This window comes from Aeromonas sp. S9(2024) (genome assembly GCF_041403185.1).
Taxonomy (GTDB): Bacteria; Pseudomonadota; Gammaproteobacteria; order Enterobacterales; family Aeromonadaceae; genus Aeromonas; species Aeromonas enteropelogenes.
On sequence record NZ_JBGLRE010000009.1, the window covers coordinates 88,483 to 105,455 of the forward strand.

15 protein-coding genes are annotated in these 16,973 nt (G+C 59.3%); 8 read left to right on the forward strand and 7 right to left on the reverse strand.

Going from position 1 to position 16,973, the window contains the following annotated elements:
* Position 1 precedes the first annotated feature (1 nt).
* From hemF to ACB028_RS15210, 6 genes are all read right to left on the reverse strand, one after another.
* Complete coding sequence (gene hemF, locus ACB028_RS15185) at positions 2-910, reverse strand: oxygen-dependent coproporphyrinogen oxidase (RefSeq protein WP_371144631.1); 909 nt, start codon at positions 908-910, stop codon at positions 2-4.
* A gap of 101 nt (positions 911-1,011) precedes the next feature.
* The gene (locus ACB028_RS15190; RefSeq protein ID WP_371144632.1) at positions 1,012-1,572 is read right to left on the reverse strand and encodes a Sua5/YciO/YrdC/YwlC family protein; all 561 of its coding nucleotides are present in this window, start codon (positions 1,570-1,572) and stop codon (positions 1,012-1,014) included.
* A gap of 594 nt (positions 1,573-2,166) precedes the next feature.
* Positions 2,167-2,724, reverse strand: a complete 558-nt coding sequence (locus tag ACB028_RS15195; RefSeq protein ID WP_026456704.1) for a type I DNA topoisomerase — start codon at positions 2,722-2,724, stop codon at positions 2,167-2,169.
* A gap of 55 nt (positions 2,725-2,779) precedes the next feature.
* Positions 2,780-3,253, reverse strand: coding sequence for a DUF494 family protein (locus ACB028_RS15200; RefSeq protein ID WP_026456705.1), 474 nt, complete (start codon positions 3,251-3,253; stop codon positions 2,780-2,782).
* Positions 3,246-4,361: a DNA-processing protein DprA gene (gene dprA / locus ACB028_RS15205; RefSeq protein ID WP_371144633.1), complete on the reverse strand. Its 1,116-nt coding sequence runs from the start codon at positions 4,359-4,361 to the stop codon at positions 3,246-3,248. Before dprA ends, ACB028_RS15200 begins: the two co-directional genes overlap by 8 nt.
* 1 nt (position 4,362) lies before the next feature.
* Complete coding sequence (locus ACB028_RS15210) at positions 4,363-5,454, reverse strand: LysM peptidoglycan-binding domain-containing protein (protein WP_371144634.1); 1,092 nt, start codon at positions 5,452-5,454, stop codon at positions 4,363-4,365.
* Positions 5,455-5,562: 108 nt separating this feature from the next.
* On the opposite strand from ACB028_RS15210, the gene def reads away from it, so the two are divergent.
* The 5 genes from def (at position 5,563) to ACB028_RS15235 (ending at position 11,373) form a co-directional block, all read left to right on the forward strand.
* Positions 5,563-6,075 (forward strand): peptide deformylase, encoded by a 513-nt coding sequence (def, locus tag ACB028_RS15215; RefSeq protein ID WP_026456707.1) that lies wholly within the window; start codon positions 5,563-5,565, stop codon positions 6,073-6,075.
* 12 nt (positions 6,076-6,087) lie between these two features.
* A complete protein-coding gene (gene fmt, locus ACB028_RS15220; protein WP_371144635.1) occupies positions 6,088-7,032 on the forward strand; it encodes a methionyl-tRNA formyltransferase in 945 nt (314 codons plus the stop codon).
* 45 nt (positions 7,033-7,077) lie between these two features.
* Positions 7,078-8,370, forward strand: a complete 1,293-nt coding sequence (rsmB, locus tag ACB028_RS15225) for a 16S rRNA (cytosine(967)-C(5))-methyltransferase RsmB (protein WP_371144636.1) — start codon at positions 7,078-7,080, stop codon at positions 8,368-8,370.
* A gap of 87 nt (positions 8,371-8,457) precedes the next feature.
* Positions 8,458-9,834 (forward strand): Trk system potassium transporter TrkA, encoded by a 1,377-nt coding sequence (gene trkA, locus ACB028_RS15230; protein ID WP_042025290.1) that lies wholly within the window; start codon positions 8,458-8,460, stop codon positions 9,832-9,834.
* Positions 9,835-9,930: 96 nt separating this feature from the next.
* Complete coding sequence (locus tag ACB028_RS15235) at positions 9,931-11,373, forward strand: TrkH family potassium uptake protein (RefSeq protein ID WP_042072547.1); 1,443 nt, start codon at positions 9,931-9,933, stop codon at positions 11,371-11,373.
* Between the two features lie 190 nt (positions 11,374-11,563).
* Here ACB028_RS15235 and typA read toward each other — a convergent pair whose 3' ends face one another.
* Positions 11,564-13,375: a translational GTPase TypA gene (gene typA, locus ACB028_RS15240; RefSeq protein ID WP_026456607.1), complete on the reverse strand. Its 1,812-nt coding sequence runs from the start codon at positions 13,373-13,375 to the stop codon at positions 11,564-11,566.
* Positions 13,376-13,729: 354 nt separating this feature from the next.
* Between typA and glnA the strand changes: the two genes are divergently transcribed.
* The 3 genes from glnA to glnL all read left to right on the forward strand — a co-directional run bounded on the left by glnA (position 13,730) and on the right by glnL (position 16,969).
* Positions 13,730-15,139 carry a glutamate--ammonia ligase gene (glnA, locus tag ACB028_RS15245; protein ID WP_371144637.1) on the forward strand — a complete coding sequence of 470 codons (1,410 nt, stop codon included), beginning with the start codon at positions 13,730-13,732 and terminating at the stop codon, positions 15,137-15,139.
* A 115-nt stretch (positions 15,140-15,254) separates the two neighbouring features.
* Entirely contained in the window at positions 15,255-15,833 is a 579-nt protein-coding gene (locus ACB028_RS15250) for a DUF4124 domain-containing protein (RefSeq protein ID WP_042025292.1), read from the forward strand.
* Positions 15,834-15,913: 80 nt separating this feature from the next.
* Positions 15,914-16,969 carry a nitrogen regulation protein NR(II) gene (gene glnL / locus ACB028_RS15255; protein ID WP_371144638.1) on the forward strand — a complete coding sequence of 352 codons (1,056 nt, stop codon included), beginning with the start codon at positions 15,914-15,916 and terminating at the stop codon, positions 16,967-16,969.
* The last annotated feature ends 4 nt before the right edge of the window (positions 16,970-16,973 follow it).

The following is a 16,973-nucleotide window of genomic DNA, read 5'->3' on the forward strand; positions in this document are numbered from 1 at the left end:
GTCACAGCCACTCTCGAGGCGTGAGGTAATCGCTGTAGAGCAGGGCCTCCGGGCTACCTGCAGCAGGCTGCCAGTCATATTCCCAGCGCGCCAGAGGCGGCATCGACATCAGGATGGATTCGGTGCGCCCCCCTGTCTGCAACCCGAACAAAGTGCCACGGTCATAAACCAGGTTGAACTCTACATAGCGGCCACGTCGGTAGAGCTGGAATTCTCGCTCCCGCTCACCATAGTGCAAGGCCTTGCGTCGCTCGACAATCGGCAGATAAGCCTCGAGATAGCCTCGGCCCACCGCCTGCATGAAGGCGAAACAGTCGGCAAACGGCCAACGATTCAAGTCATCGAAGAAGAGGCCTCCTACCCCACGTGTCTCGTTGCGATGCTTGAGATAGAAATAGCGGTCACACCACGCCTTGAACTCGGGGTAAATCTCCTCGCCAAAGGGCTGGCAAAGCTCATGGGATACCTGATGCCAGTGCCACACATCCTCTTCGAACGGATAAAACGGCGTCAGATCGAAACCGCCCCCAAACCACCAGATGGGTTCTTCACCCTCTTTCTCGGCAATGAAAAACCGGACATTGGCATGACTGGTAGGCACATAGGGGTTGTGCGGGTGGATCACCAGCGACACCCCCATGGCTTCGAACCGGCGCCCTGCCAACTCGGGACGATGGGCGGTCGCCGATGCCGGCATCGCATCACCATACACGTGGGAGAAGTTGACCCCACCCTGCTCAATGACGGCGCCATGGCGCAGCACCCGGGTTCGGCCACCGCCGCCCCCCTCACGCAGCCAGGCATCCTCAACAAACTGTCCAGTGCCATCGGCCTGTTCCAGACCACGACAGATTTCGTCCTGTAGCTGCAACAGGAAGGCCTTGACCTCGGCCACATCCGGTTTGCTCATCTTGTCTCCAGTGAGGCAGGATCTGTTCGCCCTGTCCTTGTTATTGTGCGATTGTGGCGCCCTCGACGCCCGTCATAGCCAAGCCAGGTTCCCCGCCCGGGTCAGGAAGCCCGGATGATGGCGCCGGTTCTGGCATCCTTGATTTCTGATGGATTCATCTGACCACCAACCTCTCCGGGTAGAATATAGGCCAGCTGACTTGCCAGCAATTCTCCGATATCCGCCACCCGGCGGGCAGGCTCCTCACCGGTCAGGTTGGCACTGGTAGAGACCAGCGGCTTGCCAAAAGCACGGCACAGGGCCTGCACCTGAGGATGCGCCGTCACCCGAACAGCCAGAGTATTGAACTGGCCAGTCAACCATGCAGGAGTATTTGGTTTGGCGGGCATGATCCAGGTAAAGGGGCCAGGCCAGCTCTCTTCAACCCGTTGACGCTGTTCATCGGTCAGCTGATCCAGGTCGATATAATCCTGCAACTGCGCCAGCTCGGCTGCGATCAGGATAAGGCCCTTCTCCACCGGACGTTGCTTGATGGCCAGCAAGCGCTGGACCGCCGGCTCGGAATCAGGATCACAACCCAAACCAAATACGGCCTCGGTGGCATAGGCAATCACCCCTTCCTGGCGAAGGGCTGCAACGGCGAGTTCAAATTCGTTGGACATAACACATGCGGCAGTCGGGCTGCCACCTCATCATTGGGTTGAACCTGTTACATGACCGCCACCGCTGTGATCGCACTTTCCAGAGAGGAAAATGCGCCCAATCGGATAACAGCCACATCATTTAATCTACGTTGAGTCGTACCTGCAGTGCGGCATCCCTGGCTACCGTCTCCTCGACCTTGAGCTGGCGTTTGGCACACCCTTGGCTGCCCACGCATCATCCCTCACCACCAGCATCTGAGCAACCAGCTCTTTGAGTAAACCACTATCGATGGAAACACCCATCATGGAGCGGGCGCGATGCCGGCAATGGCCTGTCTGATGAACCGCCCGGCCAATGGCACATATTGAGACCCGACAGCCACGGGTCTCTAGGTTGGTCACCAACAGGGAGAGGACTGACGGAGTACGGAGATGACGCTGACTGCAGCCTTGATCTCAAACGAGTTGAGCTTATCGAGAGCACTCTGCATTACGGGAAAGGTTGGATCAGAACCCAGTGATACGGTAACGAAGGGCTATGTATGGCAGGTATTCCCCTACTCCAAGGGATTGAATTTACTAGCAATGCTGCAACCTGGTTGTGCAGCGGACTTATAACCGCTCACTTTGATGACCACATTTCTTTTGCGGGCACACCCAGCGCAACGCCCCTCTCACTTTTTTCTCTACCATGATGCCCCAACCACACTCGGGACATGGCATGGGGATGGGTTTGTCGTTCACCACATATTTGCAATGGGGGTAAGCATCACAGGAGTAAAACTGCTTGCCATAGCGGGAGGTTCGGCTCACCAGATGCCCCTTGCCACAATCAGGACACAGGATCTGGGTGTCATCACTTTCCTGCAGGGATTCGATATGCTGGCAGGCCGGATACTGGGTGCATCCCACAAACAAGCCATAACGCCCCTTTTTGATCGCCAGAGGATGACCACAATCCGGGCAGGCCGAACCTTCGAGCACTTTCTCTATGTCGCGACCGGATGGCGTCAGGGAGCGGATATAGTCGCAGGAAGGGTAGGCGGAGCAGCCAAGAAACAAGCCATGTTTACCCTGACGGATCACCAGCTCGGCGCCACATTGTGGGCAGGGCTCGCGCTCGAACGCATGCTCATGGGCAGAGAAGAGGTGGTGATCGATTTTTGACATGTGCCGCGCCTTGAAATCCAGATGCTCCAGATTCTACCAGCGCGGCGGCGGACTGTCAGTGGATGACGCCGTCTGACTCGTCAAACACCAGCTCTTCCATCTGCTGATAAGCGTTTTCACTGCCGGGGACGTTGAACAGCACCATCATGACAACCCATTTCAGGTCATCCAGCTCGATATCCGGCTTGTCCAGCTCGAGCAGGCGCTCGATGCAGATTTCACGGGTTTCGGCATTCAGTACCTGAGCCTGCTCCAGGAAGAGCAAGAAGCCACGACATTCTGTGCTGAGGCGAGCCAGCTCTTGCGGGGCGTAGATACGCATCGAGCCTTGCGCGCTGGCGGTGACGTACACCTCCCGTTCGCTATCATGCAGATTGGCCAGCCGCTCCAGCCAGCTGAGCGCTTTTTCGATCTCGTCTTTGTCGAAACCGGCACGGCTCAACTCGTCGGTGAGCTCGTCCTGTTCCACCATCACATCTGCATCGCTGTGGATGTAGGTCTCGAAAAGGTACATCAATACATCAAACATGATTCGCCCTCCTCGTTCTGACGTATCCACCGGCTACCGCCATCACTGCCCCGGCCAGTTCCAGCTCCACCAACCTGCCCAGTACCACTTCGACAGGGAGCTGAGCCCGTTCGGCGACGGTATCCACGCTCGTGGTCTCATAACCTACGTTATCCAACAAATCGGCATAAGGCAATTCGCTATTAATCTGTGGCGCAGGAGCCACTCGTTGCCTTTGCCAAGATCCCATCAACATGGGCAGCTCTTCCACTATATCGGCTGCATTCAGCACAAGTTTGGCACCTTGTTGAATTAATCTGTTGCAGCCCGTCGCTTGTTCATTTTGAGGGGCACCGGGAACCGCAAAAACCTCGCGCCCCTGCTCAAGCGCATAACGAGCGGTGATCAGCGAGCCACTCTGCTCGGTCGCCTCCACCACCAGAGTCCCCAAAGAGAGGCCGCTGATAATGCGATTACGGCGAGGAAAATGCTCGGCAAGCGGCCCCTTGTCCGGCGCAAACTCAGAGACAAGCAAACCACCACGCTCCAGAATATTAACCGCCAGCCCCTGATGACGCTTGGGATAGATGCAGTCAAGGCCGGAGCCCAATACGGCAAGTGTGACACCGCCACTCGTCAAGGACTGCTGATGACAGATGCCATCGATCCCCAGCGCCAGTCCGGAGGTTATCGCCAACCCGCACGCAACCAACTCTGCACACAGACGCGCCGCATTGTCTTTGCCGGCATAGGTAGGATGACGGGTGCCGACCATTGCCAGCTGCGGCAATGCCAGGGCTGACAAATCCCCACGACAATAGAGCAGCAAGGGCACCGCCGGGATTTCACCCAGCATGACCGGGTAGGCCGGATGATCACGAGGAACAAGATGATTATCGGGATGGCAGGCCCACCTCAGCCCCTCTTCAACAACCGGTGATGGCCATCTTAACTGTCTGATCTGCTCGGAGGAGAGTCCCATGCCATGCAGACTGGCTTCATCGCTCTCAAACAATGTCACGATGTCGCCACCCACCCGTTCCAGCAAACGAGAAGCCGTCACGGGGCCGATACCCGTGACGGCTTCCAATGTCAGCCAGAGGGCCAACCGCCCGTCGGGATAGTTCACCTCAGAAATGGGTAACCTGATAACCCGAACTCACCATGTCGTTGCTCTGCATGATGAGACCGTAACTCAGCTTGTCATACACCTTGAACAACATGACTCTGGCAATGGCTTCAGAAGGCAGAGCCGCTTTGCGGCTGTTGCTGTGAAACAGCTTGTCATAGACAGAGGAAAACTCTTTGTACTGCACCTTGCCATTCTTGGTCACCAAGCCGGCACCCGGGCGACGTATGTCCAGCACATCCCCTGCCGACAACAGATCCCGGCTTCCCTTGTTGATCAGCACCACGTCAAATTTGCCACCACCACGGGTCTTGTTGGGCAAGTCGATAACATAGCCCGGAGTAATGATCGGCGCCGCCTTCGGCATAAATACCGCTGGCAAATTCTCCTGCTCGGGCAACACCATCACCTTGTCACCCTGCATGACTTCACGCTGGTTATGGGTCAGGGTTGCCTCGGTCCTGTTGCCATCCAGGCGGGCCACGGCACGGATCGTGCCAGCAAAAATCGCTTCCTGGCCAAGCAATTCACCCGTGTCGCGATCCTTGTAGATGACGCCGGGATGATAGATGCCATAATTCTGGCCCGGAACCAGATCCCCTTGCACGTAGAGGGTATCCCCCTCCAGCATGCCAATATGTTTCTTGTCCGACCCCAGCACATAAGGCAGGCTCTTCTGCTGGCGAGTGTCCGCCAGAATATGATCGGTTTGCAGGAAGGGGCCTATCTCGCTGATGGGCAGCGTGGGAATCGGGTTGGCCTTGTTCTCGTAACGGCTCTTGGGGCTGAGGCGGATGACCTGCTTGCCCCCCTGCGTCGCTTTGCCCAAGCGTGGTTCGCCATTGACCCAGCTCAGGTGCAGCACATCACCGGGGTAGATCCAGTGCGGATTGGCAATCTGCGGATTGATGTTCCAGAGACGGGGCCAGAGCCAGGGCTCGGCCAGATACTTGCCGGAGATATCCCACAGGGTGTCTCCTTTCTGCACCACATAGCTCTCGGGGTAGCCTGCTTTCAGCTTCAGCTGATCGGCCAGAATGCCCTGACTCACGGTGGCCAGCAGGCAGGCAAAGATGGTTTGCTTCAGATACATAACACTCCCTGTTACTTCTGCGCGCAAAGTGTTGCTGTTTTTTGTCGGCGTAAATGACTAGAATTACGCCAATATTGACTGCATTTATACGAAACTAAAGAAAAAACTATGGCCATTCTAGATGTATTGCGTTTCCCCGATGAGCGTCTGCGTACAATCGCAGCCCCTGTCGAGACCTTTACACCCGAGTTACAACAGATTGTAGATGATATGTTCGAAACCATGTACGCGGAGGAAGGCATTGGCCTGGCCGCGACTCAGGTCGACATTCATCAGCGCATCATAGTGATCGATGTCTCTGAAAACCGTGAACATCCTCTGGTATTGATCAACCCGGAGATAATTGCGCAGAGTGGCAGCACTGGTATCGAAGAAGGCTGTCTCTCCGTCCCGGGCAGCCGGGCTCTGGTTCCCCGTTTCGAACAGGTCAAGATCCGGGCTTTGGATCGTCACGGCAAGCCCTTTGAACTGGAGGCCGACGATCTGCTCGCCATCTGCATCCAGCATGAGATGGATCATCTGATGGGCAAACTCTTTGTGGATTACTTGTCGCCGCTCAAGCGCCAGCGCATCCGCCAAAAGCTGGAAAAAATGGCCCGAGAAGATCGCAAAGCCCTTTGAGGATCTGCTGCATTGAATAAGTTGAAACTGATTTTTGCCGGTACTCCCGACTTCGCCGCCCGTCACTTGGCGGCGTTGTTGTCTTCCGGCCATGAGGTCGTCGCCGTTTACACCCAGCCGGACAAGCCGGCTGGCCGCGGCCAGAAACTCACCGCCAGCCCGGTCAAGGAACTGGCCATCGCCCATAATCTGCCGATCTACCAGCCCGCCTCCCTGCGCAACGAAGAGGCGCAGGCTGAACTGGCGTCACTGGGCGCCGATCTGATGGTCGTGGTGGCCTATGGCCTGATCTTGCCCAAGGCCGTGCTCGATACCCCGCGTCTGGGTTGCATCAATGTACATGGCTCCCTGCTGCCGCGCTGGCGTGGTGCTGCTCCTATTCAGCGTGCCATCTGGGCTGGTGATGCCGAGACCGGCGTGACCATCATGCAGATGGATGTGGGGCTGGATACCGGTGCCATGATCCGCAAGGTGAGCTGCCCCATCGCAGCCGACGAAACCTCCACCAGCCTCTATGACAAGCTGGCCGAACTGGGCCCGCTGGCGCTGGTTGACACCGTCGATGCCATGGCTGCCGGCAACACGACCGCCGAGCCGCAGGACGATGCTCTGGCCAACTATGCCCAGAAGCTCTCCAAGGAAGAGGCCCGCATCGACTGGACGATGGACGCCGTCGCTATCGAGCGCTGCATCCGCGCCTTCAATCCCTGGCCCATCAGCTGGTGCGAGGTCGCCGGCCAGACCATCAAGGTGTGGCAGGCCGAGGTCATCGAGCACGAACACAGCCAGAGTGCCGGTACCCTGCTCAAGGCCGACAAGCAGGGGATCGATATCGCCACCGGCAAGGGTGTGCTGCGCCTGCTGACCCTGCAACCGCCCGGCAAGAAAGCCATGTCCGTCACGGATCTGCTCAACTCTCGCCGCGACTGGTTTGAACCCGGCACGCAATTGAATTGAAACAAGCGGGGCTCAGGCCCCGACTTGCGCATCTAAGGTAATCATATGAAAACACGTGCACAGGCCGCTCTCGTCATTCAACAGGTGCTGGATCAGGGCCAGTCCCTCTCAGCCGTACTGCCTGCTGCTCAAGAGAAGGTTGCGCCTCGCGATCGCGCCCTCCTGCAAGAACTCTGCTACGGCACCCTGCGCTGGCTGCCCCGCCTCGATGCGGCGGTCGGCGAGATGATGGACAAACCGCTCAAAAACAAGAGCCGCATCTTTCACTACCTGATCCTGGTCGGCCTCTACCAGCTCATTTACACCCGCATCCCGGCCCACGCCGCTGTGGCCGAGACCGTCAATGCCGTCAAGCTGCTCAAGGGTTCCTCCCTGCGTGGCCTCATCAACGGCGTGCTGCGCAACTTCCAGCGCAGCGCCGAAGTCATTCTGCTGCGCATCGACCGCGTCCCCAGCATTCGCCTCGGTCATCCCGAGTGGCTCACCAAGCGGCTGCGTCAGGCCTATCCCGACGAGTGGGAATTCATCATGGAGGCCAACAACCAGCGCCCGCCCATGTGGATCCGCAACAACAGCCAGCGCCAGAGCCGCGACCAGATGCTGGCACGCATGGCCGAAGCCGGCATCAATGCGGTGGCTGGTGAACAGGGTGAGGACTGCATCCTGCTGGAGCGCCCCTGCGACGTGGCCAAGCTACCCGGTTTCGAGGTGGGTGACTGCTCGGTACAGGATGGTGCGGCCCAACAGGCCGCAGCCCTGCTCGACCCGCAGCCGGGCGAGTGGGTGCTCGATGCCTGCGCCGCCCCTGGCGGCAAGACAGCACACCTGCTGGAGCGCCAACCCAAGCTGGCAGGCGTCGTCGCGGTAGATGCCGACGAACACCGCCTGACTCGGGTACGGGAAAACCTGGAGCGCATCGGCCTCACCGCCCAAGTGATCCACGGCGATGCCAGCGCACCGGAACAGTGGTGCCCAGAGGGGCAGTTTGATCGCATCCTGCTGGATGCCCCATGCTCCGCGACCGGCGTCATCCGCCGTCACCCCGACATCAAGTGGCTGCGCCGGGATCAGGACATCCGTGAACTGGCCGAGCTGCAGCGCCGCATCCTCAACGCACTCTGGGCAAAGCTGAAGAGCGGCGGTACCCTGCTCTACGCAACTTGCTCCGTACTGCCGGAGGAGAATCGCGAACAGATCCGCGCCTTCCTGGCGGCGACGCCGGATGCCACCCTGGTACCACTGCACGCAGAGGACACGCCGGAGTGCCCGGGGCGTCAGTTCCTGCCGGGCGAGGCCGAAATGGACGGCTTCTACTATGCCAAGCTGATCAAGCAGTGAGCCCGGCATGTCCAGCATCATTCGGGAGTCCCGCCTGGCCTGTGCTGGCGGCCCCTTTTACCGCACCAACGTGAGTAAACGGTCCGTATGAAGATCATCATTTTGGGCGCCGGCCAGGTCGGCGGCACCCTGGCCGAGAACCTGGCCGGGGAGAACAACGACATCACCATCGTCGACACCGACAGCGAGCGGCTGCGCGAGTTGCAGGACAAGTTCGATCTGCGGGTGGTCAATGGCCACGGCGCCCACCCCAAGGTGCTGCGCGAGGCTGGGGCCCAGGATGCCGACATGCTGGTAGCCGTCACCAACAGCGACGAAACCAACATGATCGCCTGCCAGGTGGCCTACTCCCTGTTCAACACGCCGAACAAGGTGGCGCGGATCCGCTCGCCGGCCTATCTGACCGAGCGGGATCGTCTGTTCTTGCCGGAATCCGTGCCGGTGGATCACCTGATCGCCCCCGAGCAACTGGTGACCGACTATGTGCGGCGCCTCATCGAATATCCGGGGGCTCTGCAGGTAGTGGATTTCGCCGGTGGCCGGGTCGGCCTGGTGGCGGTCAAGGCTTACTACGGCGGCCCGCTGGTGGGCAATGCCCTCTCCACCCTGCGCGAACACATGCCCAACATCGAGACCCGGGTGGCGGCCATCTTCCGTCAGGGACGTCCCATCCGCCCGCAAGGCACCACCATCATAGAAGCGGATGACGAGGTCTTCTTCGTCGCCGCCGCCGGCCATATCCGCGCCGTGATGTCGGAGCTGCAGCGACTCGAGAGCCCCTACCGGCGCATCATGATCGTCGGGGGCGGCAATATCGGCGCCGGCCTCGCTCGCCAGCTGGAGAAGCGCTATAGCGTCAAGCTCATCGAGCGCAACCTGAAGCGGGCCGAGCAGCTCTCCGAGTTGCTGGAAAACACCATCGTCTTCTGCGGCGATGCGGCGGATCAGGAGCTGCTGGCCGAGGAGCACATCGACCAGATCGATGTCTTCATCGCGGTGACCAACGAGGACGAGGCCAACATCATGTCGGCCCTGCTCGCCAAGAAGATGGGCGCCAAGAAGACCATGGTGTTGATCCAGCGCGGCGCCTACGTGGATCTGGTGCAGGGTGGCTCCATCGACATCGCCATCTCGCCCCAGCAGGCCACTATTTCGGCCCTGCTGACCCACGTGCGACGGGCCGATATCGCCAACGTCTACAGCCTGCGCCGCGGTGCCGCCGAGGCCATCGAGGCTATCGCCCACGGCGACGAAAACACCTCCAAGGTGGTGGGCAAGACGGTGGGCGAGCTCAAGCTGCCGCCCGGCACCACTATCGGTGCCGTGGTTCGGGGGGATGAAGTACTGATCGCCCACGACCGTACGCAGATCCAGCAAGATGACCATGTGGTCATGTTCCTGGTGGACAAGAAGTACATTCCGGAAGTGGAGCGGCTGTTCCAGCCAAGCCCCTTCTTCCTGTAACGTTCAAATGCGTACAGACAGCCAAATCCGACCCGGCCAGCTCCCTCCAAGGGAATGGTCCGGGTCTTTTTTTAATCAACGACCAGGTTATCCGGCATGATCAAGCTGCGACCTATCATCTTCACTCTCGGACTGGTGCTCTCCAAGCTGGCGCTCTTCATGTGGCTGCCCACCCTGCTGGCACTGCTGACCGGTTCCGAAGGCTTCGTCGAATTTCTCAAGTCGGTGCTCATCACCCATGGCGCCGCCCTGCTCTGCCTCCACTATGGCCGCAAGGCGGAGTTTCACCTCGGGGTGCGGGAGATGTTTCTGCTCACCACCTCGGTCTGGGTAGTGGCATGCGTCTTTGGCGCCTTGCCTTTCGTCTTCATCACTCACATCACGTTTGCTGACGCCTACTTCGAGACCATGTCGGGAGTGACCACCACCGGCTCTACCGTGCTCTCCGGGCTCGACAACATGGCCCACAGCATCCTGTTGTGGCGATCCATACTGCAGTGGCTCGGCGGAGTCGGTTTCATCGTGATGGCGGTGGCGGTACTGCCCTACCTCAACGTCGGCGGCATGAAGCTGTTCCAGACCGAAAGCTCGGATTGGTCCGACAAGAGCGCCCCGCGCGCCAAGACGGTGGCCAACAATATCGTCGTGGTCTATCTGGTGCTCTCCATGCTCTGCTTCATGGCCTACTGGGCGAGCGGCATGACCATGTTTGAGGCGGTCAACCACGCCATGACTACCCTGAGTACCGGCGGCTACTCCACTTCTGACCAATCCATGTCCCACTTCTCCCCCTCTGCCCACTGGATCGGTACCGTCTTCATGTTCCTGGGCGGCCTGCCCTTCCTGCTTTATGTGCAGAGCCTCAATCACAGGGACTACAGCCTGTTCAAGGATGCCCAGGTACGGGGCTTCTTCTGGTTGGTTGTCTGGGTCACCCTCATCATGACCCTCTACCTGTGGCAACGGGACGTATTCGATTTCTGGGATGCCTTGCGCATCAGCAGCTTCAATATCGTCTCGGTGCTCACCACCACGGGTTACGGCCTCGGCGACTTCGGCACCTGGGGGCCGCTCACCAGCATTCTCTTCATCGTGCTGCTGGCGCTGGGGGCCTGCTCCGGCTCGACGGCGGGGGGCCTGAAGATATTCCGGATCCAGGTTGCCTTTGCCCTGTTCAAGAAGCAGATGCGCCAGCTGATGCACCCCTCCGCGGTGTTTCCACAGAAATACAACGGCCGCACCGTCAATGACGCCATCATCCGCTCCATGATCTCCTTCGTGCTGGCCTACTTCGCCATCATACTGGTGATCGCCGCCTTGCTCGGCGCCATCGGGCTGGACCCGCTCACCTCCATCTCCAGCGCCATCACGGCGGTGGCCAACGTGGGCCCCGGGATGGGACCTGTGGTCGGTCCCAGCACCAACTTCGCCAGCCTGCCCGATTCGGCCAAGTGGTTGATGTCGTTCGGCATGCTGTTGGGGCGCCTCGAGATCCTGACCGTCGCCGTGCTCTTCTTCCCCTCGTTCTGGCGCCAGTAAACGCTACCGACGAGGCAATGAAAAAGCCGCGAGTCTCACGACCCGCGGCTTTTGTTTATCCACTGCCCTGCCTCGCCATCAGTAATGCATAGGTTGAACAGAGCAGTGCCAGACAATAAAAGCGGGCCCAAACCAGAGGTTTGGGCCCGCTTGCCTGCATGGAGTGGCCATGGCCACTCAACGCATCATATCAACCACGACCGGCGCGCTTGCGATCCAGCTCGGTCAGCAACTTCTTGCGAATGCGGATGCTCTTCGGAGTCACTTCTACCAGTTCGTCGTTGTCGATGAACTCGAGGGCCTGTTCCAGAGACATGCGGATCGGCGGAGTCAGCACCTGGGCTTCGTCGGTACCGGAGGCACGCATGTTGGTCAGCTGTTTACCCTTCAGGCAGTTGACGGTCAGGTCGTTGGAGCGGGAGTGGATACCGATCACCTGGCCTTCGTACACTTCGGTCGCGTGACCGATGAACAGACGACCACGGTCCTGCAGACCGAACAGGGCGTAGGTCAGGGCCTTGCCGGTTGCGTTGGAGATCAGCACGCCGTTCTGACGCTCACCGATGTTGCCACCCTTGTGCGGACCGTAGTGGTCGAAGGTGTGGTACAGCAGACCGGTACCTGAGGTCAGGGTCATGAACTCGGTCTGGAAGCCGATCAGGCCACGGCTCGGGATCATGAAGTCGAGGCGAACACGGCCCTTGCCATCCGGGGTCATGTTGGTCATTTCGCCTTTACGCAGACCCAGTTGCTCCATGACGGAACCCTGGTGCGCTTCTTCCACGTCCACGGTGACGGTTTCAAACGGTTCTTGAAGTTCGCCATCGACGGTGCGCAGGATAACTTCCGGACGGGATACCGCCAGCTCGTAGCCTTCGCGACGCATGTTTTCGATCAGGATGGAGAGGTGCAGCTCACCACGACCGGATACGCGGAACTTGTCCGGATCATCGGTCTCTTCCACGCGCAGGGCCACGTTGTGGACCAGTTCCTGGTTCAGACGCTCCAGGATATTGCGGGAGGTCACGAACTTGCCTTCTTTACCAGCGAACGGGGAGGTGTTGACCTGGAAGGTCATGTTCACGGTCGGCTCGTCAACGGAGAGCGGCGGCAGCGCTTCAACGGCACCGGTGTCGCAGATGGTGTCGGAGATCTTCAGCTCGCCCAGACCGGTGATGGCGATGATGTCGCCCGCTTGCGCGTCGGTCACTTCGGTACGGGACAGACCCAGGTAACCCAGCACCTGGCCAACCTTGCCATTGCGGGTCTTGCCATCGGCGCCAACCACGGTCACCTGCTGGTTGGTCTTGACGCGACCGCGGGTGATGCGGCCGATACCGATAACGCCCACGTAGGAGTTGTAATCCAGTTGGGAGATTTGCATCTGGAATGCGCCGTTGGTGTCAGCTTTCGGAGCTTCCACGTTATCGACGATGGCCTGGAACAGGGGTTCCATGTTCTCGGACGGAGTGTCCAGATCCATGGTGGCCCAACCGTTCAGTGCAGAGGCGTAAACAACTTTGAAGTCCAGCTGCTCGTCGGTGGCACCCAGGTTGTCGAACAGGTCGAATACCTGATCCATTACCCAGTCAGGACGGGCACCCGGACGGTCAACCTTGTTGATCACCACGATCGGCTTCAGACCCTGGGCGAATGCCTTCTGGGTCACGAAGCGGGTTTGCGGCATAGGGCCGTCTACCGCGTCAACCAGCAGCAGCACGGAGTCAACCATGGAAAGTACGCGCTCAACTTCACCACCGAAGTCGGCGTGACCCGGGGTATCCACGATGTTGATGCGGTAGTCGTTCCAGCGGATCGCAGTGTTCTTGGCGAGAATGGTGATGCCACGTTCCCGTTCCAGATCATTGGAGTCCATGATCCGTTCCTGACCTTCCGTGGAGCGGTCCAGGGTACCGGACTGCTGCAGCAGCTTGTCCACCAGCGTGGTTTTGCCGTGGTCAACGTGCGCAATAATCGCAATATTGCGTAAATTATCTAACATTCTCGCCTCAATACACCGGGTAAAATTGGGCGCTAATTGTACTCTCGCCTTTGTGATCTGCCTAGCAGAATTGCAGTACATTCGCGCACATCAACGGATCTGGATCATAGACCCGTCCCACAAAGCCTGCTTGGGCGTCTCGTGACTCCGTTATTGCGCACCATTTCAGTGCACCAAAACGATCCAGTGGCGCACTAATTTGATGCATTCCGACGCGAAAGCGCCTACTTTTGGGGAGCCATCCTGCCGGGACTGCCCTGAAATCAAGCTGTCACAAACTTGGCACGATACTGGCTTATGTGAATACGACGACGCATTCACCCAAAAGAGTTTTAACACCGGAGGTTACTTAGCATGTCAGCCCAGAACGTTTTGGCCCTGATCCAGGAACACGAAGTCAAGTTTGTTGATCTGCGCTTTACCGACACCAAGGGTAAAGAGCAGCACGTATCCATCCCTGCTCATCAGGTTGATGAAGATTTCTTCGAAGACGGCAAGATGTTCGATGGTTCTTCCATCGGCGGCTGGAAGGGCATCAACGAGTCCGACATGGTACTGATGCCGGACCCTGCCTCCGCCAAACTGGATCCCTTCACCGAAGAGACCACTCTGAACATCGTCTGTGACGTGCTGGAACCTGCCACCATGCAGGGTTATGACCGCGACCCGCGCTCCATCGCCAAGCGCGCCGAAGATTTCCTGAAGTCCAGCGGCATCGCCGACACCGTGCTGTTCGGGCCGGAGCCGGAATTCTTCATGTTCGACAACATCACCTTCTCCAACACCATGGGTCACAGCTTCGTGAAGATCGAATCCGAAGAAGCTGCCTGGAACTCCGGTACCAACTACGAGCACGGCAACAAGGGTCACCGTCCCTTCGTCAAGGGTGGCTACTTCCCGGTTGCCCCGGTTGACTCCTCCCAGGACATCCGTGCCGCCATGTGTCTGGTGCTGGAAGAGATGGGCCAGGTTGTTGAAGCTCACCACCACGAAGTGGCCACTGCCGGTCAGAACGAGATCGCAACCCGCTTCAACACCCTTACCCTGAAGGCTGACGAAGTACAGGTGCTGAAGTACGTGATCCACAACGTGGCTCACGCCTACAACAAGACCGTCACCTTCATGCCGAAACCCATGTTCGGTGACAACGGCTCCGGCATGCACTGCCACCAGTCCCTGGCCAAGAACGGCGTCAACCTGTTCGCCGGCGACCTGTACGGCGGTCTGTCCGAGATGGCGCTGCACTACATCGGCGGCATCATCAAGCACGCCAAGGCCATCAACGCCTTCGCCAACCCGACCACCAACTCCTACAAGCGTCTGGTGCCGGGCTATGAAGCCCCGGTCATGCTGGCCTACTCCGCCCGCAACCGCTCAGCGTCCATCCGTATCCCGGTGGTACCGAGCCCGAAAGCCCGTCGTATCGAAGTGCGCTTCCCGGATCCGGCTGCCAACCCGTACCTGGCGTTTGCGGCCCAGCTGATGGCCGGTCTGGACGGTATCATCAACAAGATCCATCCGGGCGATGCCATGGACAAGAACCTGTACGATCTGCCGCCGGAAGAAGCCGCAGAAGTGCCGACCGTGGCCGGTTCTCTGGACGAAGCCCTGGCAGCCCTGAACAGCGATCGCGCGTTCCTGACCCGTGGTGGCGTGTTCAGCGACGACTTCATCGACTCCTACCTGGAGCTGAAGCAGCAGGACGTTGACCGCGTACGCATGACCCCGCACCCGCTGGAGTTCGAGCTGTACTATTCCGTCTAAACCCGGACAGTCTGCCCGTTTAAATCCGGCCAGCTTGCCTAATCGTGACAAAACCCGCCATCTGGCGGGTTTTTTCTCTGATAGGATTAAGCAAAATACCGTCAAGGAGAGATGGATGAACAGAAGCTACATCGCATGGACGCTCACCCTGTTGCTGATCACTGCCGGTGCCGAGGCCGCCAAGGTTTATTCCTGGGTTGATGGCAATGGCGTGACCCACTACACGGATGCCCCGCCCCCCGGCAAGAAGGCCCAGGAGGTCGATCTGCGCACGGCCCCCCTCATCGGCAGCTCGCCCCGTTCGGTGCAGGTGGAGAACTTCAACGCCCTGACCGGCGCCGATGCCAAGAAAGAGCAGGAGGCCGCCAAGCTGGTCATTGAGCTGCTCTCCCCCGAACAAGGCAGCACCTTGCGCGACAACACCGGCAACATAGTATTTCAGGGACAGATCACCCCCCAGCCGCCGACGCAATATGACGTACGCCTGAAACTTGATGGCAAGGCCGCTCCCATCGTCAGCAACAGCCTGGCGATCCGGGTTGAAAACCTCGATCGCGGTGCCCACGAGGCGCAGCTCGAGCTGCTCGCCAAAGACGGTACGATCCTTGCTAAATCCACTCCAGTCACCTTTTACCTGCATAGAGCGAGTGTGGCTGCGGCTCCCAAACCCACCCCAAAGGCCAATCAGGGGTGATATAGCGCACCGATGCGGGTAAACTCAATGCACCATATCGGTGCATTACAGGTGTAAAGCACCGTTTTAGGGAGAAACCTGTGCCAACCCGCTCGGATAGTGCCAAGACACTTTTGGATAATTTGCTGACCGCCGTGATCCTCATGGATGAGCGGCTCTGCATTCAATTCGTCAACCCGGCGGCCGAACAGCTGCTCTCCCTTAGCGAACGGCGGCTGATCGGCATCGAACTGCCCCATCTGCTGGAGCACATCTCCCTCGATCTGCAGCGACTCAAGCATTGCCTCATCTCGGGGCAGGGCTTCACCGACAGCGAAGTCACCCTGGTCGTCGAAGGGGAGCCCCGTCTGGTAGAGCTCAGTGCCACTCCCATGGCCGATCATGAGCAGCGACTCCTGGTGGTGGAGCTGCGCAAGATCGATCAGCAGAAGAAGATCAGCCAGGAGCAGCAACAGCACGCCCAGCAGCAGGCGGCCAAGGAGCTGGTGCGCGGCCTGGCCCACGAGATCAAGAACCCCCTCGGCGGCCTGCGCGGCGCAGCCCAGCTGTTGCAAAAGGAGCTGCCCGATCCGGCACTGCGGGAGTACACCAGCATCATCATCGAACAGGCCGACCGGCTGCGGGTGCTGGTTGATCGCCTGCTCGGCCCCCAACGCCCCGGCCGCCATCAGATGCACAATGTCCACTCGGTGCTGGAGCAGGTGCGCCGGCTGGTGGAGCTGGAGCTGCCCCCCTCGGTACGCATCGAGCGAGATTACGATCCCAGCATTCCCGAGTTCGAGATGGAGCCGGACCAACTACAGCAAGCGTTTCTCAACATGGTGCGCAACGCCGCCGAAGCCATCGGCGATCAGACCGGCCTTATTCGCATCAAGACCCGCACCGCCTTCCAGATCACCATCCACGGCCAGCGTTACCGGCTCGCGGCGGAGATCAAGATCATCGACAACGGCCCCGGCATTCCCGATGCCATCCGCGACACCCTGTTTTATCCCATGATCACCGGCAAGGAGGGGGGCACCGGGCTCGGTCTCTCCATCGCCCAGAACCTGATCGATCAGCACAAGGGGCGGATCGACTGCATCAGCTGGCCGGGTCATACCGAATTCACCATTTTTCTACCGCTTCGCAAGTAAGGGA

What these genes read in the sequence shown, in the direction of transcription:
- hemF (WP_371144631.1), bottom strand. Translation starts at nt 910, where the DNA reads ATGAGCAAACCGGATGTGGCCGAGGTCAAGGCCTTCCTGTTGCAGCTA.
- ACB028_RS15190 (WP_371144632.1), bottom strand. Translation starts at nt 1,572, where the DNA reads ATGTCCAACGAATTTGAACTCGCCGTTGCAGCCCTTCGCCAGGAAGGG.
- ACB028_RS15195 (WP_026456704.1), bottom strand. Translation starts at nt 2,724, where the DNA reads ATGTCAAAAATCGATCACCACCTCTTCTCTGCCCATGAGCATGCGTTC.
- ACB028_RS15200 (WP_026456705.1), bottom strand. Translation starts at nt 3,253, where the DNA reads ATGTTTGATGTATTGATGTACCTTTTCGAGACCTACATCCACAGCGAT.
- ACB028_RS15210 (WP_371144634.1), bottom strand. Translation starts at nt 5,454, where the DNA reads ATGTATCTGAAGCAAACCATCTTTGCCTGCCTGCTGGCCACCGTGAGT.
- def (WP_026456707.1), top strand. Translation starts at nt 5,563, where the DNA reads ATGGCCATTCTAGATGTATTGCGTTTCCCCGATGAGCGTCTGCGTACA.
- rsmB (WP_371144636.1), top strand. Translation starts at nt 7,078, where the DNA reads ATGAAAACACGTGCACAGGCCGCTCTCGTCATTCAACAGGTGCTGGAT.
- trkA (WP_042025290.1), top strand. Translation starts at nt 8,458, where the DNA reads ATGAAGATCATCATTTTGGGCGCCGGCCAGGTCGGCGGCACCCTGGCC.
- ACB028_RS15235 (WP_042072547.1), top strand. Translation starts at nt 9,931, where the DNA reads ATGATCAAGCTGCGACCTATCATCTTCACTCTCGGACTGGTGCTCTCC.
- typA (WP_026456607.1), bottom strand. Translation starts at nt 13,375, where the DNA reads ATGTTAGATAATTTACGCAATATTGCGATTATTGCGCACGTTGACCAC.
- glnA (WP_371144637.1), top strand. Translation starts at nt 13,730, where the DNA reads ATGTCAGCCCAGAACGTTTTGGCCCTGATCCAGGAACACGAAGTCAAG.
- ACB028_RS15250 (WP_042025292.1), top strand. Translation starts at nt 15,255, where the DNA reads ATGAACAGAAGCTACATCGCATGGACGCTCACCCTGTTGCTGATCACT.